We start from the raw sequence: 25600 nt of genomic DNA, 5'->3' as shown, positions 1-25600 counted from the left end.
GTCGCGGCAACCACGAACGAGGAGTGAGCACCGACATGGACACTCGCGACACCACGCGAGGCACGGCCGGCGAGGAGAACGCCGGCACGGAGGCCACGACGGCGAAGTCCGCCGTGCCGGCCACATCGCTGCGGGGACCCCGCACGCCCGGGTTGGTCCAGGGCATCCAGCTCTTCTCGAACCCGGCGAAGTTCATGCGCAAGTGCCGGGACCAGTACGGCAAGAAGTTCGCGCTGAAGATCTTCCCCGAGGCGCCGCTCTTCGTGCTCTCGGACCCCGCCGAGGTGAAGGAGATGTTCCTCGCCCCGAGGGACGTCCTGCACACCGGCAAGGGCAGCGCCGCGCTGGAGAAGTTCATCGGCCACACGGGACTGGCGTGGCTGGACGAGAAGGAGCACCTGGCCCGCCGCAAGCAGCTCATGCCCGTGGTGAAGGGCAGCGCGCTGATGCGGATCGAGGCGTCCATCGACGAGATGGCCGACAGCATCGTGGCGACGTGGCCGCGCGGCGAGGTCGTCGCACTGCGCCCGCACGTGCACCGCTTCACCATCCAGGTCATCCGCGAGATGGTGTTCGGCAAGAACGTCCCGAAGGTCTGGGACGAGCTGTTCGAGATCATCTGGGACATGCTCGACTTCAACGAGATGTTCACGTCGATGATCGAGACCCACAACATGTCGCCGCGCGCGGTGGGCGTGCTCCGGGCGATCAAGCCGTTGGGCTTCGACCGCTTCTTCCGGAACAAGGTGCGCTCGGACGCGCTGATCGCGCAGGCGGTCGCCGAGCGCATGGAGTCCGGCGAAGCGAGCGACGACATGCTGTCCGTGCTGCTCGGCATCACCCGCTCGGATGGCACTCCGCTGAGCGCGGTCGAGCTGCGCGACGAGATGATGACCATGTTCCTGGCCGGCACCGAGACGACCGCGGCGGGCATCACCTGGGCGCTCGAGTTCCTCAGCCGGGAGCACGCCGTGCGCGAGCGGCTCGTCGCCGAGATCGACGAGGGCGCCGACGACACCTTCCTCACCGCCACGGTGCACGAGGTGCTGCGGATGCGACCGCCGACCCCGCAGATCATCCCCCGCGAGGTCGTCAAGCCGATCGAGATCGGCGGCGTGCGCTACGAGCCGGGCATGCAGCTGTGGGCGAGCGGCTACCTGATGCACCACGACCCGGACGTCTACCCGGACCCCGACACGTTCAACCCCGAGCGGTTCGTCGGTGTCAAGCCCGGCGCCTACACGTGGATCCCGTTCGGGGGCGGCCACACCCGCTGTCTCGGCGACCGGATCGCGGTCATGGAGATGAAGGCCGTGCTCCGCGCGGTGCTGTCCACCTGTGAACTCCACCGCCCCGACCAGAAGCCGGAGCCGCCCAAGAGCCGCACCGTCACCATGACGTCCAAGTACGGCGCGCGCGTGGCGCTCAAGCCTCGGGTGAAGGGACCCAGCCTGGCCGGGAACGCCGCGCAATGAGGGTTCCGGACAGCACGTACGCCGAACAGCAGTGGCGTGTCCACGAATTCACCGACGACTTCGAGGTCGAGGACGTGTGGGTGCTGCCGACACCAGGCGGCCCGGACGACCTCGACCGGTTGGTGCGGCAGTTCACGTCGGACGATGACGACGAGATCTCCGGGGCCGTCATCCGGGCTCTGTTCGAGCTCCGCTGGAAGCTCGGTGGGCTGCTCGGGCTGGACAAGAAGGAAGCGGGTCTCGGCAAGCGGGTGAAGTCGCTCCGCGAGCGGCTGCCGGACGACCTGCGCGACGGACCTCGCGGCCCGGAGTTCCAGGTGGTCCCGTTCCACCCCGTCTACCAGACCGAGCGGGAGTTCGTGGCCGAGATGGCCAACCGGACCGTGCACACGTTGATGCACCTCGGCTGGATCGAGGACGGCAAGGGCGGGTACCAGGGCCAGATGACCGTCCTGGTCAAGCCCAACGGGGCCCTCGGCAAGGCTTACATGACCGCGATCAAGCCTTTCCGACGCGCGTTGGTGCTCCCGGAGCTGGTCCGGTCGATCGGCCGCAACTGGCCGAAGTACACCTGACCGCCCGGCGCACCACCACATTCGAAAGCTCTAGAAAAGGACGAGGTCGCAAGACGATGACATCTATGCCAGGTTGGAACTTCGACAAGTTCGCCCAGGGGATCCGGGCGCTCGGCATCAACAACGTGCCGGTGTCCGGGGTGATCCCGGGGGCGTTGCACGGCACGGACGAGAACGCCATGGTGACGAACTTCGCCTCGGTGAACTTCCTGAACCTCCAGCGCCGTGAAGACGTGATGGAGTGCCTCGTCGCCGCCACCAGGCAGTACGGCCTCGGCAGCGGCGGCACCCGGGTCATCCAGGGCATCACTCCCGCGCACCTCGACATGGAGCAGACGGTCGCGGAGTACCTCAAGAAGGAAGCGGCGATCAGCTTCGCCACCGGCACGGTCGCGAACATCGGCTTCATCAACGCGATGTCCAGCACGCAGTCGTTCATGCAGGGCGTCGCCATGGTCAACCGCGACGTCGTCTTCGTGTACGACCGGGACGCGCACTGGTCGCTGTGGAAAGCCGCCGAGGGCATGAAGTTCGGCGAGCGCATCTTCACGTTCCGGCACAACGACGTCGAGAACCTCGAAGAGGTCCTCAAGCAGTTGCAGGGCAAGCGCGTGGTCGTGGTGTTCGAGTCCGTGTACTCGATCGACGGCACGGTCGCGCCGATGCACGAGATCGTCGACATGTGCGAGAAGTACGGCGCACTCTCCTTCGCGGACGACGCCAACGGCTTCCTCGTCTACGGCCCGGCACACCGGAACTTCCACCAGGAGTACGAGGGGATGCTCCGGTCCTCGTTCATCATGGTGTCGATGAAGAAGGCCGTCGGTCTCGAAGGCGGCCTGATCGCGGGTGACCGCGACGCCATCGAGTCGTTCGAACTGCTCTCGGGCACCGGGTCCTTCACCGCCGGAATGCTGGCCCCCGCGGCGGCGGGCACGGCGTACATCACCAGGCTCCTCGCGTACGAGGAGCCGGAGATCGTCGACAACTACCTGTCGAAGGTCGCCGACTTCCGCAAGAAGATGCTCGACATCGAGCTGCCGATCACCGACACGGAGACCTGCTTCACCTCTGTCATCGTCGGCGACGAGCGGAAGTGCGTGGAGCTGTACGGCAAGTACCTGGAGCACGGGATCCGCGTTCCCCCGTACCTGTACCCGGCGGCCCGGCGCGGCCAGGCGGTGCTCCGCATCATCGTCAACGCGGGGCACACCGACGAGCAGATCGACAACTTCCTCGAGGTGTCGAAGAAGCTGCGCAACGAGGGTTACCTGTAACCCGCCGGTGAAGGCACTCCCGGTCCTGGCGGATGCACCGATTCCAGGCCGACAGCTGCTCGGGACAGCACGTCGTCTGGTGGAAAGAGGCGGAGACAATGGCTAGTACGGACTGGTTGCGACCGGGCGAGCACGTCGTCGTGACCGGGGGGTCCAGCGGGATCGGGCTCGCGCTGGCCGCCGAGTTCGTCGCACGGGGCGCGGTCGTGTCGCTGGTGGCGCGTCGGCAGGACCGGCTCGACGCGGCGGCGGAATCACTGCGGGCGAAGGGGGGCAAGGTGCACACGCGGAGCGTGGACGTCACCGACCCGGCCTCGCTGGCGGTCGCGATCGAGGAGCTCGAAGCGGAGGCCGGTCCCTGCGCGGTGCTGGTGACGTCGGCGGGCCAGGCCCGGCCGGGGCACTTCATGGAGATGTCCGACGACGTGTTCCGCACGATGATGGAGGTCGACTACTTCGGCACCCTCTGGGCGGTCCGCGCGGTGGCTCCCGGCATGACGAGCCGGGGCCGGGGCACGGTGGTCACCATCATCTCGACGGCCGGGCTGGCCGGGGTGTACGGCTACACGGCCTACGGTGCGGCCAAGTTCGCGGTGCGGGGTCTGACGGAGGCGCTGCGCAACGAACTGGTGCCGCAGGGCGTGCGGGTGACCGGCGTGTTCCCCCCGGACGTCGACACCCCGCAGCTGGAGGAGGAGAACCGGTGGAAGCCGGCGGAGACCGCCGCGATCACCGGGGCCATCAAGCCGTTGCAGCCGGGCGTGGTCGCGCGCGGGATCCTGCGCGGACTGGACCGGGGCAAGCCGGTGATCTGCCTCGACGGCTTCAGCAAGGTGATGCTCCGCTGGGGTGGTGTCATCGCGCCGGTGATGCGCTGGTACATGGACGGGAAGGTGCGCGCGGTGCGCAAGGAAGCCGCCTCGCGCACGTCCGTCGGCTCGACGACCTCCGACTGAGCAGGCCGGCCGCCGCGGCGACGTGCGACGGCTCGTCGCCGCCTGTGACAACCCTGGTCCCGCGCCGGTTCCCGGCCGGGACACCACCCGACAAGAGGACAAGATGATCGCGCCCCAGCAGCTGCTCGACGTGCAGCGCTTCGTCCGCGACGAGCCGGTCGGCCGCGGTCCGGCCACGCCGGACGGGTTACCGCTGCCGGTCGACGTCCGGGTCGCCGACACGGGATTGATGAACTGCCGCCGCACTGCTGGGGAAGGTGTGAAGTGATGTACGGGAATCAGGCCGAGCGATCGGGCGACACGGTCGGGCGTGCCGTCGCCGTCGTCGGCATGTCGTGCCGAGTTCCGCGGGCACAGGACGTCCAGGCCTTCTGGCGGCTGCTGCGCGACGGCGTGGACGCCATCACCGAGGCGCCCGCGGACCGCTGGTACGACCTACCCGACCTGGCCCCGTACCGCCGGGGTGGGTTCATCGACGACGTGTCCGGCTTCGACGCCGGTTTCTTCGGCATCTCACCGCGCGAAGCCGCGGCGATGGACCCGCGTCAGCGCCTGGCGCTGGAGCTGACCTGGGAGGCGTTGGAAGACGCCGGCGTCGCCGCGGAAGACCTGCGCGGCAGCGACACGGCCGTGTTCCTCGGCGCGGCGAGTGACGACTACGCGTCCCTCGTGCAGCGGCACGGCACGGACGCGGTGTCCCACCACTCCCTGGCGGGCCTGAGCCGCGGCGTGATCGCCAACCGGGTGTCCCACCGGTTCGGCTTCCACGGTCCGAGCATCACCGTCGACACCGTGCAGTCCTCCTCGCTGGTCGCCGTGCACCTGGCCGGCGAGACCCTGCTGTCCGGCGCCGCGCGGCTGGCCGTGGCCGGTGGCGTGCACCTGAACCTGGTGCCGGAGAGCACGCTGGCGCTGGCCCGTGCGGGCGCGCTGTCCCCGGACGGCCGCAGCTACACGTTCGACGCCCGCGCCAACGGTTTCGTCCGGGGTGAGGGCGCCGGCATGGTCGTCCTCAAGCGCCTTGAGGACGCGATCGCCGACGGCGACCAAATCCACTGCGTGCTGCTCGGCGGCGCGGTCAACCACGACGGCGACGGCTCGGCCCTCACCGTGCCCGACGGCGACTCGCAGCAGGCGCTGCTGCGCGAGGCGTACGCCCGTGCGGGCGTGAACCCCGGCGACGTGCAGTACGTCGAGCTGCACGGCACCGGCACGCGCGCCGGCGACCCGGTCGAGGCGGGCGCGCTGGGCTCCGTGCTGGGTTCCGTCCGCGACGCCGACCGGCCGCTGCTCGTCGGGTCGGTGAAGACGAACATCGGGCACCTGGACGCCGCCGCCGGCGTCGTGGGCCTGATCAAGGTCGCGTTGGCGATCAAGCACGACGTGCTCCCGGCGAGCCTCAACTTCACCGAGCCGCACCCGTCCATCCCGATGGACGAGTGGAACATCGCGGTGAACGCCGCCTCCGGCGCGTGGCCGGGCGACGGCCCCAAGCTGGCCGGTGTCAGCTCCTTCGGCGTCGGCGGCACGAACTGCCACGTCGTCGTCGCGGGTCCGCCCGCCGTCGAAGCTCCCCCCGTCGAAGCCCCGGCCGTCGAGCCGGGGGTTCCCCGCCCGGTGCCGGTCGTGCTCTCCGGTGACTCCGCCGCCGCGTTGCGGGCCCAGGCCGACCGCCTGCGCGACTGGGTGACGGCCGACGCCGACGCCCGCCCCGCCGACATCGGCTACTCCACCGTGACGACCCGGTCGATGCTGAAGCACCGCGGCGTCGTCGTGGCGGCGGACCGCATGGAGCTGATGGCCGGCCTGGCCGCACTGGCGGCGGACGAACCCGCCGCGAACGTCGTGACGGGCTCCGCCACCCCCGGCTCCGGTGTGGTGTGGGTCTTCCCGGGCCAGGGTTCGCAGTGGGTCGGCATGGCCCTTGAGCTGTGGGACTCCTCGCCGGTGTTCGCCGCCCGCATGACCGAGTGCGAGCAGGTGCTGGGCGGTCTGGTCGACTGGTCGCTGCGCGACGTGCTGGCCGACGAAGCCGCGCTGGCCCGGGTGGACGTCGTCCAGCCCGCGCTGTTCGCGGTGATGGTGTCGCTGGCCGAGGTGTGGCGTTCGGCCGGCCTCGTGCCCGACGCCGTCGTGGGTCACTCCCAGGGCGAGATCGCGGCGGCCTGCGCGGCGGGCATCATCTCGCCGGCCGACGGGCTGCGGCTCGTGGTCGGCCGCAGCAAGGCCATCGATGCGGGCCTTTCGGGTCGCGGCACGATGGCGTCGCTGGCCATGCCCGCCGAGGACGTGGACCAGGACGAGGTCTCCGTCGCGGCGGTGAACGGCCCCAACTCCGTCGTGATCTCCGGTGCGGTCGACGCGGTGCGCGCGGTCGTGGCCGACTGCGAGTCCCGAGGCATCCGCGCCAAGGTGATCCCGGTCGACTACGCGTCCCACTCGACGCACGTGGAGTCCGTCCGGGACGAGGTGCTCCGGGTCGCCGACGGCATCGCGACGACGGACAGCGGCATCGCGTTCTTCTCGACGGTGACCGCCGGCCTGGTCGACGTGGCCGAGCTGGACGCCGAGTACTGGTACCGGAACCTGCGCGAGCGCGTGCGGTTCAGCGAGACCGTCAAGGCGCTGGCCGACGCCGGCCACAACACGTTCGTGGAGCTCAGCCCGCACCCGGTGCTGACCGCCGCCATCCAGGACACCGTGGGCGACGCGGTGGTGCAGGGCACGCTGCGCCGCAACGAGGACCAGTCCCGTCGCCTGCTGCTGTCGATGGCCGAACTGTGCGCCAAGGGTGTCGCGGTCCAGTGGCGACCGTTCTTCGAGGGCGCCCGCCGCGTTCCGCTGCCCACCTACGCGTTCCAGCGGCAGTCGTTCTGGGTCTCCGGCGACCGCGTCGAGCGCGAGGCGCCGCGGCCGGTCGGCACGCCCGCGGTCGAGCCCGTGGAGACGCACTCCGAGCGGACCGCGAAGCGGCTCGCCGAGCAGGACCTGTGGACGCTGGTCAGGTCGCACTCGGCCGCCGTGCTCGGCCTGTCGGACCCCAAGGCGGTCGGCGCCGACAACACGTTCAAGGAGCTGGGCTTCGACTCGGTGACGGCGGTGGAGCTGAGCAACCGGCTCAACGCCGCGGCCGGCCTGAAGCTGCCGACCTCGCTGCTCTACGACCACCCGACCCCCAGCGCGGTCGTGCGGCACATGCAGGACCAGCTGTCCGGCTCGGGGGCCGACGAGCGCGAGGTCGCGCCCGCCCGTGCCGCCGGGTACGACGAGCCGATCGCGATCATCGGCATGAGCTGCCGGTACCCCGGTGGCGTGGCGTCACCCGAGGACCTGTGGCGGCTGGTGGCCGAGGGCGCCGACGCGATCACGCCCTTCCCGGACAACCGCGGCTGGCCGACGTCCGGGGGCGACTACGCCTCGGTCGGCGGGTTCCTGCACGACGCCGGTGACTTCGACGCGGGCTTCTTCCGCATCAGCCCGCGTGAAGCGCTGTCCATGGACCCGCAGCAGCGGCTGGTGCTGGAAGTGGTCTGGGAGGCCCTGGAGCGCGCCGGGCAGGACCCGGCCGAGCTGCGCCGCACCCCGACCGCGGTCTTCCTGGGCGCGATGAGCCAGGACTACCTGCCGCGGCTGGGCGAGGTGCCCGACGAAGTGGCCGGCCACGCCCTGACCGGCACCGCGTCCAGCGTGGTCTCCGGCCGCGTCGCCTACACCCTCGGCTTCGAGGGCCCGGCCGTGACCGTGGACACCGCGTGCTCGTCGTCCCTGGTGGCGCTGCACATGGCGGCGCAGTCGCTGCGTTCCGGTGACAGCTCGCTCGCCCTCGCCGGCGGTGTGACGATCATGTCCACGCCCGGCATCTTCATCGAGTTCTCCCGGCAGAACGGCTTGGCCGCCGACGGCCGCTGCAAGGCGTTCTCCGGTTCCGCCGACGGCACCGGCTGGTCCGAGGGCGTCGGCATGCTGGTGCTGGAGCGGCTGTCCGACGCCCGGCGCAACGGCCACCGCGTGCTGGCCGTGCTGCGCGGCAGCGCGGTCAACCAGGACGGCGAGAGCAACGGGCTCACCGCGCCGAACGGCCCCTCGCAGGAGCGGGTCATCCGGCAGGCGCTGGCCAACGCCGGCCTGTCCACGGCGGACGTCGACGCGGTCGAGGCGCACGGCACCGGCACCCAGCTCGGCGACCCGATCGAGGCGCAGGCCCTGCTGGCCACCTACGGCAAGGACCGGCCGGAGCCGCTGTGGCTCGGGTCGGTCAAGTCGAACATCGGTCACACGCAGGCCGCCGCCGGCGTGGCCGGCGTGATCAAGATGATCATGGCGATGCGGCACGGGGTGCTGCCCCGGACGCTGCACGTGGACGAGCCGACGCCGCACGTCGACTGGACGGCGGGCGCGGTCGAGCTGCTGACGGACCGGCGTTCCTGGCCCGACGCGGACCGGCCTCGCCGCGCGGGTGTGTCCTCGTTCGGGATCAGCGGCACCAACGCGCACGTGATCCTGGAGCAGGGTGACGTCGAAGAGCCGGCCGCCGACGACGCGGAGCCGGAGGCCGTCGTGCCCTGGCTGCTGTCGGCGCGCAACGCCCCGGCCCTGACCGGGCAGGCGGAACGGCTGCTGGCGGCGGTGTCCGAGGACCCGGCGCCGCGCACCGCGGACGTGGCGACGACCCTGGCCACCGGCCGTGCGGTCCTCGACCACCGCGCGGTCGTCTTCGGGTCCGGTCGGGCGGAGCTGCTGCCCGCGCTGGAAGCCCTGGCGGCCGACGAGCGCGCGGCGGGCCTGGTCACGGGTTCCGCGAACGGCGTGCCGGAGGTCGGCGTGCTGTTCTCCGGGCAGGGCAGCCAGCGCCTCGGCATGAGCCGCGAGCTGGTGCGGCGGTTCCCCGTGTTCGCCGAGACGTGGAACGCGGTGTGCGCGGAGTTCGCGCCCCTGCTGGAGCACTCCATCGACGAGGTCGTCGCGGCCGAGCCCGACTCGGACCAGGCCGCGCTGCTGGACGAGACCGCGATGACGCAGCCGGCGCTGTTCGCCTTCGAGGTGGCGGCGTTCCGGCTGGTCGAGTCGCTGGGCGTGGTCCCGGCGGTGCTGACCGGGCACTCGATCGGCGAGCTGGCCGCGGCGCACGTGGCGGGCGTCTTCTCCCTCTCCGACGCGGTGAAGCTGGTGGCCGCGCGCGGCCGGCTGATGCAGGCGCTGCCGCGCGGCGGGGCGATGGTCGCCATCCAGGCCGACGAGGACGAGATCCGCGAGGCGCTGGAGGGGTACGAGGACACCGCCTCGATCGCCGCGATCAACGGTCCGCTGTCGACGGTCGTCTCCGGTGAAGAGGACGCCGTCCTGGACATCGAGGGGATGTTCTCCGGCGCCGGCTACAAGACCCAGCGGCTCCGGGTCTCGCACGCGTTCCACTCGCCGCTGATGGAGCCGATGCTGGCGGAGTTCGAGGAGGTCGCGCGGTCGGTGTCCTACGCGCCGCCGCGCCTGCCGGTCATCTCGAACGTGACCGGCGCCCTGGCCGGCGAGGGCGAGCTGGAGCGGCCCGAGTACTGGGTGCGCCACGTGCGGGAGGCGGTGCGCTTCGCGGACGGTGTGCGCGCCGCGGTGGCCGCCGGTGTCGGCGTGTTCGTGGAGGTCGGGCCGGACGGCGTGCTGGCCGCCATGGCGCAGGAGACCCTGGCTGAGGTCGCGCCGGACGTGACGGCCGTGCCGGTGGTGCGCAAGAAGCGGCCGGAGGCCCGTTCGCTGGCCGAGGCGCTGGCCCGGCTGCACGTCGTCGGTGTGGCTGTGGACTGGCGCGCGTACTTCGCCGCCGTCGGCATCCACGGGCGTCCGGTCGACCTGCCCACCTACGCGTTCCAGCGGCAGCGGTACTGGGTGAAGGCGGAGGCTCCGCGCGGTGACGTCACCGGCGCCGGTCTCACCGCGATCGACCACCCGTTCCTGTCGGCGGCCACCGAGCTGGCGGTCGGCGACCAGATCGTCCTCAGCGGACACGTCTCGCCCTCGACCGACGGCTGGCTGGCCGACCACCGCATCTTCGACGGTGTGGTCTTCCCCGGTGCGGCCTACGTCGAGATGGCGATGCGGGCGATGGACGTGGCCGAGTGCGGCCGGGTCGCCGAGCTGACCCTGGAGAAGCCGCTGACGCTCGCGGCCGATCCCGTCCAGCTCCAGATCACCATCGGCGGGGCCGACGACGCGGGCGCGCGGGAGATCGGCGTGCACTCGCGGGCGGCCGGGTCGCGGACGTGGACCCGGCACGCCGCCGGTGTGCTGGCCGTCGCCGCGCCTGCCCCCGAATCCAGTTCGGACGTCTGGCCGCCGGCGGGTGCCGAGCCGGTGGACCTGGAGGCGTTCTACCCGGAGCTGGCCGACCGCGGCTACGGCTACGGGCACGCGTTCCGAGGGTTGCGCGGGCTGTGGCGTTCGGGCGACGACGAGGTGTTCGGCGAGGTCCGGCTGCCGGACGACGTCCCGCACGCCTCGTCCGGGTTCGTCGTGCACCCGGCGTTGTTCGACGCCGCGCTGCACCCGATCCTGTCGCTGCTGGCCGGTGCGGACTCGAAGCAGGCGCTGCTGCCGTACGCGTGGTCCGGGGTGTCCCGGCACGCGGTCGGCGGTCCGGACCTGCGGGTCCGGGTGGCGAAGATCGGCGTCAACGAGGTGTCGCTCCGGATCACCCGGCCGGACGGCGCGCTGGTGCTGTCCGTCGACTCGCTGGCCCTGATGCCCGCGTCGGTGGAGCAGCTGACCGCCGGCGCGACTGCGGACGCCCTGTTCACGGTGGACTGGACGGCTCTGCCGGGCGCCGCGGGTTCCGGCGCGGTGGATGCCGAGTTCACGCACGTCATGGCGGGCGTGGGCGCGGACCTGCCCTCGTCGGCCCGTGCCACCGCGCACGAGATGCTGGGCCAGGTGCGGAAGTGGCTGGACGACGGCACGCGTCGGGTCGTCGTGACCCGTGGTGCCGTGGCGGTCGGCAAGGACGAGAAGCCGGACCTGGCGCTCGCGCCGGTGTGGGGCTTGGTGCGGTCCGCGCAGGCCGAGCACCCGGACCGGTTCGTGCTGGTGGACATCGACGGCGACAAGGCGTCGCTGGCCGCGCTGGAGAAGCTGGACCCGGCCGAGCCGCAGGTGGCCATCCGCGGTGGCGTGGTGCACGTGCCGCGCCTGGCGGCGGCCCCGGCACCGTCCGCCGATCGTCCTCAGTGGACTGACGGCACGGTGTTGCTCACCGGCGCCACGGGTGGCCTCGGCGCGTTGTTCGCCCGGCACCTGGTGGCCACGCACGGCGCGCGGCGGTTGCTGATGCTCAGCCGACGTGGCTCCGCCGCGCCCGGCGCGAGCGTGCTGGCCGAGGAGTTGACCGCGCTCGGCGCCGAGGTCGTGCAGGCCGCGTGCGACGTGTCCGACCGGGAGGCGCTGGCGGCGGAGCTCGCGCGCATCCCGGCGGAAGCGCCGTTGACCGCGGTGGTGCACCTCGCGGGCGTGCTGGACGACGCCGGCGTCGAGACCATGACGCCGGACCAGCTCGACCGGGTGTTCCAGCCGAAGGTCGACGCCGCGTGGCACCTGCACGAGCTGACGGCGGGCCTGGAGCTGTCGGCGTTCGTCCTGTACTCGTCCGTCGCCGGTGTCTTCGGCACGGCGGGCCAGGCGAACTACGCCGCCGCCAACACGTTCCTGGACGCGCTGGCCGCGCAACGCCGCGCGGAGGGTCTGCCGGCGGTCTCGTTGGCCTGGGGCCCGTGGGAACTCGGCATGGCGGGCGAACTCGGTGAAGCCGACCTGGCGCGGTTCCGCCGTGCCGGGCTCGTGCCGCTGCCCGCCGCGACGGGGACGGCTTTGTTCGACACCGCGCTGGGTCTGGACTCCGCGCTGGTCGTGGCGGCGGTGGTCGACCGGGCCGGGCTGCGCGAGCAGGAGACCGTGCACGCGCTGTTCCACGGCATGGTCGCGCCGCGGCAGCCGAAGGTCGTGGAAACCGGTGGCGTGCCGCCGTTCGTCCAGCGGCTGGCCGACCTCCCGGTGTCGGAGCGGACGGACGAGATGCTCCGGATGCTGCTGTCCACCTCGGCCCTGGTGCTCGGATACCCGTCCACGGACGACATCGAAGCCGACATGTCGTTCAAGGAAATCGGCTTCGACTCGCTGAGCGGCGTCGAGTTCCGAAACCACGTCAAGAAGGACACCGGCGTGGAGATCCCCGCTACGATCATCTTCAACTACCCGACGCCCGCCGCACTGGCCGACCACCTGGTCGACAAGTTGTTCGGCGAGGACGGGTCCGAGCCGGGGGAACCGGACGACAACACGGCAGAGGACGAACTGGACGAGGAGATCGACGGCCTTGACCTCGACGACCTCATCAATCGCGCGTTCTCGGAATGAAGTGGTGGGACCGATGAGGGCAGAAGACCTGAAGGCCGTGCGCCGGTTCGTCCGGGACGAACTCGGCGCGGACGAGGCGCGACTCGACGCGTTGACCGAGAAGCCGCTGGAGGTGTACGAGAAGTTCCGCGAGACCGGGCTGGCCAACTGGTGGCTCCCGGAAGAGCTGGGCGGGCGCGGGCTCACGCTGGAGGACAGCGTCGAGATCGTGAACGAGCTGTCCTACGGCGACGCGGGCGTGGCCTTCACGCTGTTCATCTCGATCCTCGGCACCACGATGGTGCAGCTGTACGGCTCGGACGAGCTGAAGCAGCGGTACCTGGCGCCGATGGCGGCGGGCGGCACGTTCTGCGCGTCCCTGGGCAGCGAGCGGACCGCGGGCAGCGAGCTGGGCAAGATCGAGACCGTGGTCCGGAAGGACGGGGGAGACCTCGTCCTCACCGGCGAGAAGTTCTTCTCCACCAACACGGACTTCGCCGACTTCCTGGTCGTCATCGCCCGCTCGGCGGACGACCCGGAGGACTACCCGGCGATCGTCGTGCCGCGCGGGACGCCGGGCGTGGAGATCGTCAAGCGGTGGGACGTCATCGGCCTGCGCGCGTCGCACACCTACCAGGTGTCGCTGAAGGACGTCCGGGTGCCGGCCGGCAACCAGCTCGCGGGCTCCGGCCTGCGCCTGCTGGAGATCGGCCTGAACGCCAGCCGCATCCTGATCGCCACGACGGCGCTCGGCATCGCGCGCCGCATCCGCGACCACTGCATGAACTACGCCAAGACGAAGCCTTTCCGCGACGGCACGCTCCTGGAGAGCCCGGTGTTCGCGCAGCGGCTGGGCCAGATGGAGATGCAGATCGACGTCATGAAGAGCCACCTGCTCCGCTCGGCCCGTGACTTCGACAAGATCATGGCCGACCCGGACGCGCCGGCCCTGTTCACCCGGCAGGGCACGGTGAAGTCGGCGCTGACCTCGAAGATGTTCTGCGGTCAGGCGGGCTGGGACGTGGCGAGCGTCGGCTCCGAGATGTTCGGCGGGCTCGGCTACACCAACGACATGCCGATCGGGAAGCTCATGCGGGACATGCGCTACGTCTCGATCGTCGAGGGTGGGGACGACGTGCTGCGCGAGCTGGTGTTCGGCCGCTACGTCGTGCCGGTGCCACGGCGGACGTAAGCGCGACCCGGCGTGGACCCTGATGCGGCCGGATCGGAACGGAGTCCGAAAGGATTCCTGTTCCGATCCGGCCGTTGTGCGTCGGGCCTGGCGGATTTCAGGTCTGTGAATGTCAAACACGGAATAGTTCGGGGCTCTGCGGAGAGCCGAAGGCGCGCGCTCGGCTCCCCGTGCCATCAGGCCTGAATGGACGGTCGTGCATAGGGATTGCTTGGCGTCGCAAGTTGTTCGGCGGCCGGCAGGGGGCGGTGAAGGGTCCACCGGTAACGACTTTCGGATATGGTCGAGAACGTGCGACTCACTCCAGAATTCTTCCAAGACCCCTACCCGATTTATGCCCGCCTCCGGGAGACGGAGCCGGTCCGCGAGATCCGCCAGCCCGATGGCCTGAAGGTGTGGCTGGTGACCCGCTACGAGGACGTGCGCACCGCGTTCGCCTCGCCCGCCCTGAGCAACGACCACGCCTCGGCGGCGCACCTGTACGAGCGGCACACGGAGGGCACCGCGGCGGACTTCCGCGCGGACCTCAACTCGCACATGCTCAACAGCGACCCGCCGGACCACACCCGGCTGCGCAAGCTGGTCAACCGCGCGTTCGCCGGCCGTGCCGTCGCGCGGCTGCGCGGGCGGGTCGAGGAGATCGCCACCGAGATGGTCGACGACCTCGCGGTGAAGGGCGCGGACGGTCCGGTGGACCTGATGGAGGAGCTGGCCTACCCGCTGCCCATGGCGGTGATCAGCGAGCTGCTCGGCGTTCCGGTCGAGGACCGCGACAAGTTCCGCGACTGGACGTTCACCCTGGCCGGGAACTCCTCGCCGGAGGCGATGGCCGAGGCGGAGGAGGGCATCGCGGGGTACATCGCCGGGCTGGTCATGGCGAAGATGGAGAACGGCGGCGAGGACATCCTCACCGAGCTGGTGCGGGCGTCCGAGGACGGCAACAAGCTCAGCATGGAAGAGGTCGTCTCGATCGCTTTCCTGCTGCTGATCGCCGGGCACGAGACGACCGCGAACCTCATCGGCAGCGGCGTGTACTCGTTGCTGCGCGCGCCGGACCAGCTGGAGAAGCTGCGCGCCGACCGCTCGCTGATGCCCAACGCGATCGAGGAGTTCCTGCGCTTCGAGAGTCCGTTGAACATGGCGACCCTCCGCTTCACCGTCGCGCCGCTCACGCTGAGCGGGACGACGATTCCCGAGGGCGAGTTCGTGGTGCTGGCGCTGCCGTCGGCGAACCGCGACCCGGAGCGCTTCCCGGACCCGGACCGCCTGGACATCACCCGCAACGCCGCCGGGCACCTGGCGTTCGGCTTCGGCATCCACCACTGCGTCGCCGCCATGCTGGGCCGGGCCGAGGCCGCGATCGTGATCGGCGCGCTGCTGGACAAGTTCCCGAAGATCGAACTGGCGGTCGAGCCGGAGAAGGTGGTCTGGCGGGACAGCATCCTGGTGCGCGGGCTGGAGAGCCTGCCGCTCCGGCTGGGCGCGTGACCAGCGGTTCACCGTGACTACTGGGGACGTCTTGGAGTAGACGACCGGAGCGCACCCCTCGGCGGTGCGCTCCGGGTGCCCCGGGTGTCGGCTCAGCCCTTGCCGGCCTCGACCGCCTCAGTGGACTCCTTCGTGGTCACCGGCACGTGCCGCAGGCCGAGGTACGCCGGGATCGCGGCCACCAGTGCCACGGCGCAGCCCGCGATCGCGGTCACGTTCAGCCCGTCGGTGAAGGCCTCCTTGCCGACCGCCACCAACGCGTCCGCGCCGATTTCCTGCGCGATCGCCACGAGCCCGCCCAGCGTGTCCTCAGCGATGCGGGCGGCTTCGGCGGGCAGGCCTTCGACCTCGGACGTCATGGTCGACCGGTAGGCCGCCGCACCCACGCTGCCCAGGATGGCCATGCCGAGCGCACCACCGAGCTCGCTGCCGGTCTCCGAGATCGCCGACGCCGTGCTGGCCCGTTCGGCGGGCGCCGCCGTGAGGATCAACTCGGCGGCGAGCGAGACGGTCACGAGCATGCCCGCGGCGACCACCGCCCACCCGGTGAGCACCAGCCACAGCGGACTGTCCACCCGGACCTGGGTCAGCACGACGAAACCGGCGGCCAGCACGACGAGCCCGCTGACCACGATCACCGCGACGCGGACCTTCTTGGCGAGCATCGCGGACGCCGCCATCGCCACCGCGATCGCGGGGATGACGGTGAGCGACCAGAGCGCGGCGGTGAACGGGCGCATGCCGAGCACGAGCTGCAGGTACTGGTTGGTGAACAGGGCCATGCCGAGCGAGCAGAACATGCCGATCATGTTGACCCACACGCCCGCGCTGAACGCCGGGTTGCGGAACAGCCCGATCTCGATCAGCGGGTAGGAGATCGTGCGCTGCCGGTGGATGAACCACCAACCGAGCCCGAGGCCGATCACCATGGCCGAGATCGATTCCAGGTCGAGGTCGTGCACGGTGGCCTGCTTGATCCCGTAGACCAGGGCGAACAGCGACACCAGTGACAGAGCCGAACCGAGCCAGTCGAACCGGCCGGTCTCGCCGGACCGCGTCTCCGGCAGCAGGAACGGACCGATGATCAGCAGCAGGGCCATCGCCGGCAGGTTGATGAGGAACACCGAGCCCCACCAGAAGTCGTCGAGCAGCAGGCCGCCGGCGATCGGGCCCATGGTGGCGCCCACGGTCAGCCCGGCCGTCCAGATGCCGATGGCGGTCTTGCGCTCGGTCGGATCGGTGAACAGCGCGCGGACCAGTGCCAGCGTCGACGGCATCAGCGTCGCGCCGGCGATGCCGAGCAGCGCCCGGGTCGCGATCAGCATCTCGGCCGAACCGGAGTAGGCGGCGGCGGCCGAGGCCGCACCGAATGCCGCGGCGCCGATCAGCAGCAGCTTGCGCCGGCCGATGCGGTCACCGATGGCGCCCATGGTGATCAGCAGCCCGGCGAGCGCGAAGCCGTAGACGTCCATGATCCACAGCTGCTCGGTGGCGCTCGGCCCCAGTTCGGCGCTGATGAAGGGCAGGGCGAGCAACAGGACGCTGACGTCCATGGAGACGAGCAGGCAGGGCAACACCAGTACAGCTAGACCGAACCACCGGCGTGAGCCGCTCATGAAGCCTCCAGGGGGTGTGCTTGCGAAATCCATGCGCACAGTCGGCGCGATATTCCCAGTACGATAATGGTCACCACACCGTACTGAAGTGCGGATGACGGCGGAGAGTCGAACACCACAATCTTGAGGGCCGGGTCCCGTGCCGGGATTCTCCACAAAGGACGGCGGGGGTGTCGGGCGGGTTGCGCGGTCGTGTCGCGTCGGTTGCCTCGGACTGTACGTAGCGAGTCGTGCGGAGCGACACCCCGACCGCTCGCACCGGCCGGTCACGCGCAGTGAGCAATCCCGTATTACTGGTCGGTGGAGGTGGCCGGTGGGTCGGGTGGCGAAGTAGCGTCTGGTCGTGACGGAACGGGACGAGGTCATTGCCGGGCGGTATCGGCTCGTGGCGTTGGTCGGCCGAGGGGCCGGTGGTGTCGTGTGGCGGGCGCACGACGAGCGGCTGGGGCGGGCGGTCGCGGTCAAGTTCCTCGGCGCCGGCGGCTCGGCGGACGCGGTGGCCCGGACGTTGCGGGAGGGTCGGGTCGCGGCCCGGCTGCGGCACCCGCACGCGGTGACCGTGCACGACGTGGTGGAGCACGGGGGCAAGCCGTGCCTGGTGATGGAGTACCTGCCGTCACGGACGTTGGCCGAGCTGGTCGACGAGCGGGGTCCGCTGCCCGAGGAGCTGGTGGCGGGCGTCGGGTGGCAGGTCGCGTCGGCGCTGGCGGCGGCGCACGCGGCCGGGATCGTGCACCGGGACGTCTCGACGTTCAACATCCTGCTGGCCGACGACGGCACCGCGAAGATCGCCGACTTCGGCGTCGCGCGGGCGATCGGCGAGGGCACGGTGACGGACGCCCGTGCGATCGTCGGGACGCCAGCGTTCCTGGCGCCCGAGGTGGCGGCGGGGGAGGACGCGGTGTTCGCGTCCGACGTGTACTCGTTGGGCGCGACGCTGTACGCGGCGCTGGAGGGCCACCCGCCGTTCGGGACCACCGACAACCCGTATGCGCTGTTGCGCCGCGTGTCGGAGGCGGAGGTGGCGCCGCTGCGGTTCCCCGGGCCGCTGGGTGACGTGCTGATGGACGTGCTGCGGCGCGAGCCGTCGGAACGGCCGACGATGGCCGAGCTGCACGGGCTGCTGGGCGCGGTGGTGGAGGGCCGGGCGGTGTCCGGCGCGGTGCCCGACCCGGAACCGGTCCGGGACACGATGCCGCTGGTCATGCCGCGTCGGACGCCGTGGCGGAGGGCCGCGCTGGTGGCCGGGGCACTGGCCGCTGCCGCGGCGTTGGTCGCCGGTGGTGTGGTGGTCGTCGACGCCCTGCGGGGCGGCGAACGGGGTGACCGGGCTCTGCCCGGTCAGAGCAGCGGCACCAGCACGTCGGCGGTTGCCCCTTCCTCCGCCGCAACCACTACTACTACTACCACCACCACCACCACGGCTGCCCCCGCTCCCGACGTCACCAGCCCCGCAGAGCCCGACCCCGTGACGTCTTCAGTCGACTGCGACGCCGACTTCACGATCACCAACTCCTGGCCGGGCGGTTATCAGGCCCTGGTGACGGTGCGCAACGCCGCCGAGCGCGCGCTCACCGAGTGGGTCGTGACCTGGCCGCAGCCGGCCGGGCACGTGATCAGCAACCTGTGGAACGGCAGGTTCACGGCGGAAGGGGGGTCGGTGAGGGTGGTCAACGCCGACCACAACGCGACACTGCCCGTGGACGGTTCCACGACGTTCGGCTTCACCGCGAACGGCCCCGGCACACCCCGCCCGGACGTCACGTGCAGTTCCGGGCGGGGGTGAGCGGGTCGTGGGGCTCAGCAGTAGCCGTTGACCGGTCCGTCGATGCCCGTGTAGGTGAAGGCGTCGCTGATCCAGGTGCCGTCGGACATCCTGTTCCACAACGCGGTCGTGCCCCAGCGGCCGGTGTGGGTGGTGCCGTTCGACGAGCACCGGACGTCCACGGTGCTCCCGTCCGCCGCCGTGCCCGCCACAGGGTAGTTCGATCCGGGGCCTGAGCGGCGGTTCACGACCGTGCCGCCGTTGGCGTCGACCAGGCCCTGGGTTCGGCCGAGCGCTCCGTAGTTGTGGAGCGCGCCGCCGACGTCGACCCGGGTGCTGCCGTGGAGGGCGGACCCGCCGTACTGGGCGGATCCGTTGCGGAGGACCCACTTGCCGATGATGTGGTGGGCGATGGCGGTGAAAGAGCCGTTGTGCATCAACGAGAAGTGCACGTGCCGGGCCCGCGCGACGCCACCGCACCCCGTCTCGGTGCCGGTGTAGCCGAGGAACGTCCCCGCGGCGACGCTGAGCCCGTCGGCCTGGACGTGGTTCCAGAGGTGGTAGTAGCGGCTGGCGTAGCCATCGGGGTGCAGGACCCTGACCAGGCCGACGCACGTCGTGTAGGCCAGGCCGGCGCGCGCCGCCAGCACCCGCTGGTCACCGCCTGCCAGGTCGAGTGAACTCCACGGTCCGCTGCCCGCGTCGTGCGCGTGCGGACCGCCGAGCATGGACCAGGACTGGCCGACCGCCCACGGCAGTTGCATGCCCGTGCGGTAGTCGCCGGCGACCGTGGTCGACGGCGTGCTCCCGTGTGCGGCGAAGACCGCTCTCTCCTCGTCGGTCACCACGCGTGAGGACGCCGCCAGCTCGGCGAACGCGGCTTGGCCGTCCAGTCCGACGCGCCACCGCCCGCCGTGCTTCTCGGCGAGGAACAGCCAGTCACGTGGTCGGGCGTCGTCCTGCCGAGGGGCGACGAGGACGACGGAGCCGAAGGTCCAGCGATCGTCCTCGGAGCGGAGGACGGTGACCTTGGTGCCGGTCCACGTGGTCGCGGCGGGTTCCGTCGCCGCGCGTGCCCGCGCGGCCTCTCCGACCACCGTGGCCAGGGTGGGGGAGTCCGGTCGTGCGTCGGCGTTGGGGGTCGGGATCACCGTGGTCGCCACTGCCACGGCGAGGGCGAGGATGGGGGACAGGCGGCTGATCGTCATGGGGGTCTCCCGTCGACAGCGCACCGCGCCGCCCGGGTGGTCGCCGGGCGGCGCGGTGCGCGGAGCGGATCAGCACCAGCCGTTGATCGGGCCGTTCACGCCGGTCCACATGAAGGCGTCGGTGACCCAGGTGCCGTCGGTGAGCCGGTTCCACAGGCTGGTGGCGCCGTATCGGCCGCTGTGCGAAGTCCCGTTGGCGGAGCAGGAGACCGTCACCGTGGCGCCGTCGCCCACGGAGCCCGCGAGCGCGTAGCCGGTGCCCGGTCCGGTGCGCTTGTTGACGGAGCCGCCGCCGTTGGCGTCGATCAAGCCCTGCGTGAAGCCGAGCGCGCCGTAGTTGTACAGCGAGCCGCCGGCGTAGACGCGTGCGCTGCCGTGCAACGCCGAACCCTGGTACGCCGACCCGCCGTTCTGAAGGACCCACTTGCCGATGTTGTGCTGGGCGATGCCGATGTAGACGCCGTTCTGCCGCAGTCCGAAGTGCACGTGCCGGCCCGATGCCGAGCCACCGCACGTCACGTCCGTGCCCGTGTGGCCGAGGAAGGTTCCCTGGCTCACGCCGGCGCCGTTGACGTTGATGCTGTTCCACAGGTGGTAGTAGTCGGTGGAGTAGCCCCGGTCGTGGATCACCCGGATCCAGCCGGTGCACATCGTGTACGCGGTGCCGCCGCGGGTGGCGAGCACGCGTTGGTCACCGCCGGCCAGGTCGAGGGAGCTCCACGGCGCGGCAGTGCCGGACCAGCCGTGCGGACCGCCCGGCATGCCCCAGGTCTGCCCGACCGCCCACGGCAGCGCCATGCCGGTGCGACCGTCGCCGGCGCTGGTGGCGCCGATCTGGCGGCCGTCCTGCTCGGCCAGCACCTTGCGCTCCTCGTCGCCGACGAACGGCGCGCGCGCCGTCAGGTCGGCGAACGCCGGCTCGCCCTCGAGCGCCACCGTCCACGCGCCCTTGACCCGCTGGGCGACGAACAGCCAGCCCTCCGGGTGTTCGTCGGAGCCCTGCGCGGTGGTGAGCACGGCGGTGCCGAACGCCCACTCGCCGGCCTTCCTGGTGGCGTTGACCTTGGCGGTCCGGCTGGTGTCGGCGATCGCCGCGCCGCGTTCCCGCATCTCCGCGACCACCATCGAGTCGAGGTCGTCGGGTTTCGGCGCGGCGGCGACCGCGGTGGGTGACAGGAGCGGTGTGGCGGCGAGCAACGTGGCGACGGACGCCCCGACGAGCAGGCGAGGGATCATGGCAGCCTCCGCAGGGAAAGGCGGTTGCAGGACCGTCCCAGTGTCGACACGCCGGGTAAGAAATCACCAGCCATTTAGGTGAGCAGTGAATTATTAACATTGACGGGCCGCGTCCGGCCTTCGGAAGTCCGAACGCGACCCGACCGCTTACAGCAGCGAGCTGATCTGGGCGTGGACCAGGTCGATGCGGACGCCCTGGTTCGGGCAGCCGCCGTAGTGGTGCAGCCCGATCACCTTATGGGTCTGCCGGGACAGCACCGGCGAACCGGACGAGCCGCCTTCGGTGTCGCACCGGTAGGCGATGTCCGACTGCGACGAACTGCCGTTCACCCGGACGGCCGACACCTTGCAGTACCCGCCGGCGTTCTGGTCGTCGCGCAGGGAGAGCTTCTTGAGCTTCCCGGCCGGGTGGCCGACGATGTACATCTCCTCGCCGACCGCCGGCACCCGCGCGTCCAGCTCCAGGTAGCCGAACGACGCCAGCCCGGCGAAGTTCGTCACGCTGAACAACGTGTAGTCCAACGCCGCGCTCGTCCTGAGCACGGACGACACCAGCACCTTGGTGACGGTCGCGGACGTGGTGCCGCCGCACGTCGGGCACTGGTAGTTGAACCACACCTCGATGCCGGTGCCACTGGTGAAGCAGTGGTTGTTGGTCAGCATCCGGTTGTTCGGGCCGACCCGCCACGCCGTGCAGAGCGAACCGCCGTTGCGCAGCAGCTTGGCCACCGCCCTGGTGCGGCCGAACTCGGTGGGGTTGCTCGACTGGTAGCAGACCGCGTCGCGGTAGTCGTTCGTGCCGCAGATGCTCTGCGGCGCGATCTCCGCCGCCGCGGTCATCTCCGCGTCGGTGTACCCGCGCGTGATCTTGTCGAGGGTCACCCGGCTGGCCGGGTGCGCCGGTCCGCCGTCCCGACCGCTGAGGCTGATCACGGCCTGGTCACCGGTCACGGACATCGCCCAGAAACCGGTCGCGTCCACGGTGGCCGTGCCCGACGCGGTCACGTCGGCGGTGTAGCGGTAGGCCTCGGCGCCGGTCGGGTCGGCCACCGTGAGCACGTCGCCCGCGATCAGCCGCAGGCCGGCGAAGTGGGCTTTCAGGTACCACGAACCGGGTCGCTCGACGGTCGTGGAGCGGTTCTTGCCGCCGAGGACGGTCGAGACGACCTCGTCCTCGCCGACCTTCTGGACTTGCTCGACGAGCCCGGGAGCCGCGGACGCGGTTCCGACTACCAGCAGGGGCACGACGAGCAAGGCGCCAGCGAGGAGTTGCAGGGTTCTCCGCACTGATGTCACCTCACTTTGTGAGCAGGGATGGTCACACGATGTGATGGTCCTCGCGTCACCCGAAAGTGTCAGCCCGCCGATAGTCGGCAATCAGCGCGTGATCGACCGAGGGCGGCTCACCGCGCCACGTTCCACCACAGGTCGCCGTCCGCCGCGTGCTCCTTGATCAACGGCCAGAGCTTCGCGTCGTAGAAGGCGTTGGAGGGGAAGGGCGGCGGCGTGGTGGCGGCTTCCAGGAACTCCTGGTCACTCCGGTACAGCACGACGCCGGGCAGCTCGCCGAGCTGCTTGATCCGCTCGTCGCTCTCCTCCAGGATCCGCACGTCGACGCAGTGCAGCTCCACGGTCGCGGGCAGCACCTCGCGGAACGCGGTCGCCAGCGTCGCGCTGCCCACGGGCAGCCACAGCCGGCGCGGCGCCGTCCCCAGTTCCGCGACGACGGTGGCCCACTCGCGGGTGAGCGCCCGGCGCAGGTGCGACGTGTACTCCGCGCACCCGAAGCCCAGCGGCAGCTTGAGCACCCGCTGGTCGTCACCCCTGAAGGCCTCCGCCGCCTCCTCGGCGTCGTAGAGGGAGTCGCAGGCGTGGATTCTTGCGCCGTAAGACTCCGCGAGCAGCGAGAACTCGTGGAAATCACCGCCGAGCAACTCGCAGAACAAGATGCACTCGGCGCCCAGCAAGCGACTCGTGTATGCGAGGGCCACCTGCGCGAACCCCGGCGCCGGACTGGCGTAGACGAATGTCGAGACACCGCGGTCCAAGGCGTCCAGCAGGTACGGGCCGATCGCCCGCTGCTTCGTCCCACCAGGGAGAACGTCCTCGCGAGCGACCACCACCACGCCGCTGTCCGCAGTTAACCGGTCAAGAACGACCGGAGGTGTTAAATTGTCAATACACGCCTTCTGTGAAATGGCCATGCCCTGGGTACGTCGGGTCCCGGAATGCGGTTCAGCGATACGCGCGGGCACTTCGGACATCCGACCCCTGAAATGGTGGGTAAGGTCCGGATGACGAGGTCGTGGTGGGGTTGGGGCACCGTCGAGGGCGTGGTCACGGGCGCTGAGCGGCCGCGCTGGTGGAGCGGGTGGCGGCCCTGCTGCCCGGGCAGGACCTCACCGGCCACGAGCCGCCGGACCCGGTGGACCTGGACCTCCCTCCGGCACGGCTGCGGCCACCCGCTCCGCTGGCGGGTTCCTGCTCCGACGACGCCACCGACCGCGCGGCCCACACCCATGGCAAGGCGTTCCGGGACGTGGCCCGGGACGTCGCGCAGTCCGGGCTGCACCCGTCGAACTGCCGGTTGCTCGACGCGGCCGAGGCGTTCCTCAACGCCGGGCTGAGCGCCGGCGGAGGGGTGCTGGTCCTCGCGTTCGAATCGGCCGACCACCCGGTCGACGCGTCGCTGGCCCGAGCCGTCGAACTGCGTCGCGCGCACGGAGGCGTTGCCGACCAGTCGGCCGGGGGCGGTGGGCGCACGTCAGCGATCGCGGACGACTGGCGGTCGTCGTTCCTGCGCATGCCCTACCAGCGCGACGCGCCGGCCCGGATCGGCATGGTCGTGGAGACGTTCGAGACCGCGTGCCGGTTCACCCACGTCTACCCGGACGGTCCCGTGCCGTACTTCGGCGTCTACGCCGCGGGCCGGTGGCGCAGCACGGTCGCGCAGTGGGACGAGGTCAAGGCCGCCGTGTCCGAGGCCATCGCCGCACACGGCGGCACGATCACCCACCACCACGCCGTCGGCCGCGACCACCGCCCCTGGTACGACCGCCAGCGGCCGGAACCGTTCGCCGCGGCCCTGACCGCCGCCAAGGCCGCCCTCGACCCGGCCGGCATCCTCAACCCCGGCGTGCTGCTGCCCGGACGCGGCAGCGTCGCGTAGGCGTCACAGGCCGCGCGTCGCGGAGATCGGGGCCAGCGTCATGCGCCCCGGACCGGCGCCGCGCGTGTTGTGGCACGTGAAGTCGCCGGTGGTCTTCTCGTGCATCAATCGCAGGCAGGCGCCGAGCGCGCGCTGGCCGTAGAAGTTCGGGTGCATGCTCTCCTGCTGGTCCCCCTGCGCCGTGTGGCCGCTGACGACCCAGCGCACCCACTCCGCCGTGGTGCCGGGCAGGGGGTTGGCGGCGCTGTTGCCCTGCTGCGCCTGCTGGGAATCCGTCGCGCACACCCCGCGGCCGTCGTAGGCGCTCTGGAGGTCGAGGAACCGCACGGCGCGGGCGGCGGCCACCCTCTTGAGCTGCGCGGCGAGCGTCGGCACGAGCTGCTGCCGCGCCCAGTTCGCGTCCGCGTCCCACACCGGGCAGCCGCCCACCGAGAACCGCGGCCCCTCCTCGGGGATGCGGAAGTTCCGGGCGGCCGGCATCGGCGCGGGGTAGGACTGGAGCACGAACTGGTAGGTGCCGGCGCCCTGGGCGGCGTTCAGCACCTCCTTGATCGCCCTGACGGTGGCGTTGACGTCGAGCCGGAGCTGGTCGAGCTTCGCGGTGACCTTCGGGTCCCACGTCGGCGCGCACGCGTAGCCGAGGAGGTACCCCTTGACGCAGTCGGCGATGATGTCGCCGAACCCGAGGTCGTTGCCCCCGACGGACAGCACGACCAGCTTCACGTCGTACTCCCGCACGGTGGCGCGCAGCAGGTCGAGCTGGTTGGGCTGGTGGCGCGCGGCGTCGCCGTCGCGCACGTCGTGGGTGGTCGCGCCGGAGCAGGCCAGGTTGACCGGTGTGGCGTTGGGGATCGCGGCGCTGATGATCTCGGCGGAGGTCGAGCGGTGGCACATGTTCGTGGCGGTGTGCGTGTCCCCGTAGATCCACTGCGGAGTGGTCGTGCAGCCGTTCGCGTCGCACTTGGTGGCGAGGTCGGTGCCCCACTTGTCGCCCGAGTTCTCCAGCCCGTTGCCACGCCAGCGGCCGGCTTCACCCGAGATGTAGCTGTCGCCGAGCGAGACGACCGCGGCGGGCAGCGCCGGTTCGGCGGCTCGCGCCTCCGTGGCGGTGAGCGCCGCCGCGCTGATGGCGATCGCGGCGGCGAGGACCAGACTTCGCGGGGCACCGGACATCGACGTCAACTCCTTGGTGTGGTCGGGCAACCGTAGGTGCCGCGACCGCCGTGGAGAACGGCCCGAAACCGGGATGACCCGTTGGTGCCGCGAGGTC

16 protein-coding genes are annotated in these 25600 nt (G+C 71.1%); 10 read left to right on the top strand and 6 right to left on the bottom strand.

Annotation, left to right across the window (positions count from 1 at the left end; translation table 11 throughout):
* The first annotated feature begins 35 nt into the window (after positions 1 to 35).
* From ACRAKI_RS23545 to ACRAKI_RS23510, 8 genes are all read left to right on the top strand, one after another.
* Positions 36 to 1475 carry a cytochrome P450 gene (locus ACRAKI_RS23545; protein WP_447002677.1) on the top strand — a complete coding sequence of 480 codons (1440 nt, stop codon included), beginning with the start codon at positions 36 to 38 and terminating at the stop codon, positions 1473 to 1475.
* On the top strand, positions 1472 to 2050 hold the full coding sequence (locus ACRAKI_RS23540) for a DUF2867 domain-containing protein (protein WP_447002676.1): 579 nt from the start codon (positions 1472 to 1474) through the stop codon (positions 2048 to 2050). The genes ACRAKI_RS23545 and ACRAKI_RS23540 overlap by 4 nt, the downstream gene beginning before the upstream one ends.
* A gap of 65 nt (positions 2051 to 2115) precedes the next feature.
* Positions 2116 to 3327, top strand: a complete 1212-nt coding sequence (locus tag ACRAKI_RS23535) for an aminotransferase class I/II-fold pyridoxal phosphate-dependent enzyme (protein ID WP_447002675.1) — start codon at positions 2116 to 2118, stop codon at positions 3325 to 3327.
* Positions 3328 to 3425: 98 nt separating this feature from the next.
* On the top strand, positions 3426 to 4283 hold the full coding sequence (locus ACRAKI_RS23530; RefSeq protein WP_447002674.1) for an SDR family oxidoreductase: 858 nt from the start codon (positions 3426 to 3428) through the stop codon (positions 4281 to 4283).
* Positions 4284 to 4386: 103 nt separating this feature from the next.
* Positions 4387 to 4551 carry a hypothetical protein gene (locus tag ACRAKI_RS23525; protein ID WP_447002673.1) on the top strand — a complete coding sequence of 55 codons (165 nt, stop codon included), beginning with the start codon at positions 4387 to 4389 and terminating at the stop codon, positions 4549 to 4551.
* The gene (locus ACRAKI_RS23520) at positions 4551 to 12677 is read left to right on the top strand and encodes a type I polyketide synthase (protein WP_447002672.1); all 8127 of its coding nucleotides are present in this window, start codon (positions 4551 to 4553) and stop codon (positions 12675 to 12677) included. The genes ACRAKI_RS23525 and ACRAKI_RS23520 overlap by 1 nt, the downstream gene beginning before the upstream one ends.
* Before the next feature lie 13 nt (positions 12678 to 12690).
* Positions 12691 to 13848: an acyl-CoA dehydrogenase family protein gene (locus ACRAKI_RS23515; RefSeq protein WP_447002671.1), complete on the top strand. Its 1158-nt coding sequence runs from the start codon at positions 12691 to 12693 to the stop codon at positions 13846 to 13848.
* 291 nt (positions 13849 to 14139) lie between these two features.
* Positions 14140 to 15336 (top strand): cytochrome P450 family protein, encoded by a 1197-nt coding sequence (locus ACRAKI_RS23510; protein WP_447002670.1) that lies wholly within the window; start codon positions 14140 to 14142, stop codon positions 15334 to 15336.
* Between the two features lie 92 nt (positions 15337 to 15428).
* Here ACRAKI_RS23510 and ACRAKI_RS23505 read toward each other — a convergent pair whose 3' ends face one another.
* Positions 15429 to 16952, bottom strand: a complete 1524-nt coding sequence (locus ACRAKI_RS23505) for an MFS transporter (RefSeq protein WP_447002669.1) — start codon at positions 16950 to 16952, stop codon at positions 15429 to 15431.
* Positions 16953 to 17295: 343 nt separating this feature from the next.
* Between ACRAKI_RS23505 and ACRAKI_RS23500 the strand changes: the two genes are divergently transcribed.
* Complete coding sequence (locus ACRAKI_RS23500; protein WP_447002668.1) at positions 17296 to 18738, top strand: serine/threonine-protein kinase; 1443 nt, start codon at positions 17296 to 17298, stop codon at positions 18736 to 18738.
* Between the two features lie 14 nt (positions 18739 to 18752).
* Here ACRAKI_RS23500 and ACRAKI_RS23495 read toward each other — a convergent pair whose 3' ends face one another.
* The 4 genes from ACRAKI_RS23495 to ACRAKI_RS23480 all read right to left on the bottom strand — a co-directional run bounded on the left by ACRAKI_RS23495 (position 18753) and on the right by ACRAKI_RS23480 (position 23287).
* A complete protein-coding gene (locus tag ACRAKI_RS23495; RefSeq protein WP_447002667.1) occupies positions 18753 to 19925 on the bottom strand; it encodes a peptidoglycan DD-metalloendopeptidase family protein in 1173 nt (390 codons plus the stop codon).
* Between the two features lie 69 nt (positions 19926 to 19994).
* Positions 19995 to 21161 (bottom strand): peptidoglycan DD-metalloendopeptidase family protein, encoded by a 1167-nt coding sequence (locus tag ACRAKI_RS23490; protein ID WP_447002666.1) that lies wholly within the window; start codon positions 21159 to 21161, stop codon positions 19995 to 19997.
* A 147-nt stretch (positions 21162 to 21308) separates the two neighbouring features.
* The gene (locus ACRAKI_RS23485) at positions 21309 to 22448 is read right to left on the bottom strand and encodes a trypsin-like serine peptidase (RefSeq protein WP_447002665.1); all 1140 of its coding nucleotides are present in this window, start codon (positions 22446 to 22448) and stop codon (positions 21309 to 21311) included.
* A gap of 116 nt (positions 22449 to 22564) precedes the next feature.
* Positions 22565 to 23287: a hypothetical protein gene (locus ACRAKI_RS23480; RefSeq protein WP_447002664.1), complete on the bottom strand. Its 723-nt coding sequence runs from the start codon at positions 23285 to 23287 to the stop codon at positions 22565 to 22567.
* 245 nt (positions 23288 to 23532) lie between these two features.
* Between ACRAKI_RS23480 and ACRAKI_RS23475 the strand changes: the two genes are divergently transcribed.
* On the top strand, positions 23533 to 24330 hold the full coding sequence (locus ACRAKI_RS23475) for an FAD-linked oxidase C-terminal domain-containing protein (protein ID WP_447002663.1): 798 nt from the start codon (positions 23533 to 23535) through the stop codon (positions 24328 to 24330).
* Positions 24331 to 24333: 3 nt separating this feature from the next.
* On the opposite strand, the gene ACRAKI_RS23470 is transcribed toward ACRAKI_RS23475, so the two are convergent.
* Complete coding sequence (locus ACRAKI_RS23470; protein ID WP_447002662.1) at positions 24334 to 25503, bottom strand: GDSL-type esterase/lipase family protein; 1170 nt, start codon at positions 25501 to 25503, stop codon at positions 24334 to 24336.
* Between the last annotated feature and the right edge of the window lie 97 nt (positions 25504 to 25600).

This window comes from Saccharothrix isguenensis, from assembly GCF_052936305.1.
Note: the sequence above shows the minus strand (reverse complement) of the source record. Positions and strands in the feature narration are given on the sequence as shown.

Excerpts from the sequence above, each read along its gene's own strand:
- ACRAKI_RS23490 (WP_447002666.1), bottom strand. The coding sequence starts at position 21,161 with ATGATCCCTCGCCTGCTCGTCGGGGCGTCCGTCGCCACGTTGCTCGCC.
- ACRAKI_RS23470 (WP_447002662.1), bottom strand. The coding sequence starts at position 25,503 with ATGTCCGGTGCCCCGCGAAGTCTGGTCCTCGCCGCCGCGATCGCCATC.
- ACRAKI_RS23540 (WP_447002676.1), top strand. The coding sequence starts at position 1,472 with ATGAGGGTTCCGGACAGCACGTACGCCGAACAGCAGTGGCGTGTCCAC.
- ACRAKI_RS23525 (WP_447002673.1), top strand. The coding sequence starts at position 4,387 with ATGATCGCGCCCCAGCAGCTGCTCGACGTGCAGCGCTTCGTCCGCGAC.
- ACRAKI_RS23545 (WP_447002677.1), top strand. The coding sequence starts at position 36 with ATGGACACTCGCGACACCACGCGAGGCACGGCCGGCGAGGAGAACGCC.
- ACRAKI_RS23505 (WP_447002669.1), bottom strand. The coding sequence starts at position 16,952 with ATGAGCGGCTCACGCCGGTGGTTCGGTCTAGCTGTACTGGTGTTGCCC.
- ACRAKI_RS23520 (WP_447002672.1), top strand. The coding sequence starts at position 4,551 with ATGTACGGGAATCAGGCCGAGCGATCGGGCGACACGGTCGGGCGTGCC.
- ACRAKI_RS23515 (WP_447002671.1), top strand. The coding sequence starts at position 12,691 with ATGAGGGCAGAAGACCTGAAGGCCGTGCGCCGGTTCGTCCGGGACGAA.
- ACRAKI_RS23530 (WP_447002674.1), top strand. The coding sequence starts at position 3,426 with ATGGCTAGTACGGACTGGTTGCGACCGGGCGAGCACGTCGTCGTGACC.
- ACRAKI_RS23495 (WP_447002667.1), bottom strand. The coding sequence starts at position 19,925 with ATGACGATCAGCCGCCTGTCCCCCATCCTCGCCCTCGCCGTGGCAGTG.
- ACRAKI_RS23535 (WP_447002675.1), top strand. The coding sequence starts at position 2,116 with ATGCCAGGTTGGAACTTCGACAAGTTCGCCCAGGGGATCCGGGCGCTC.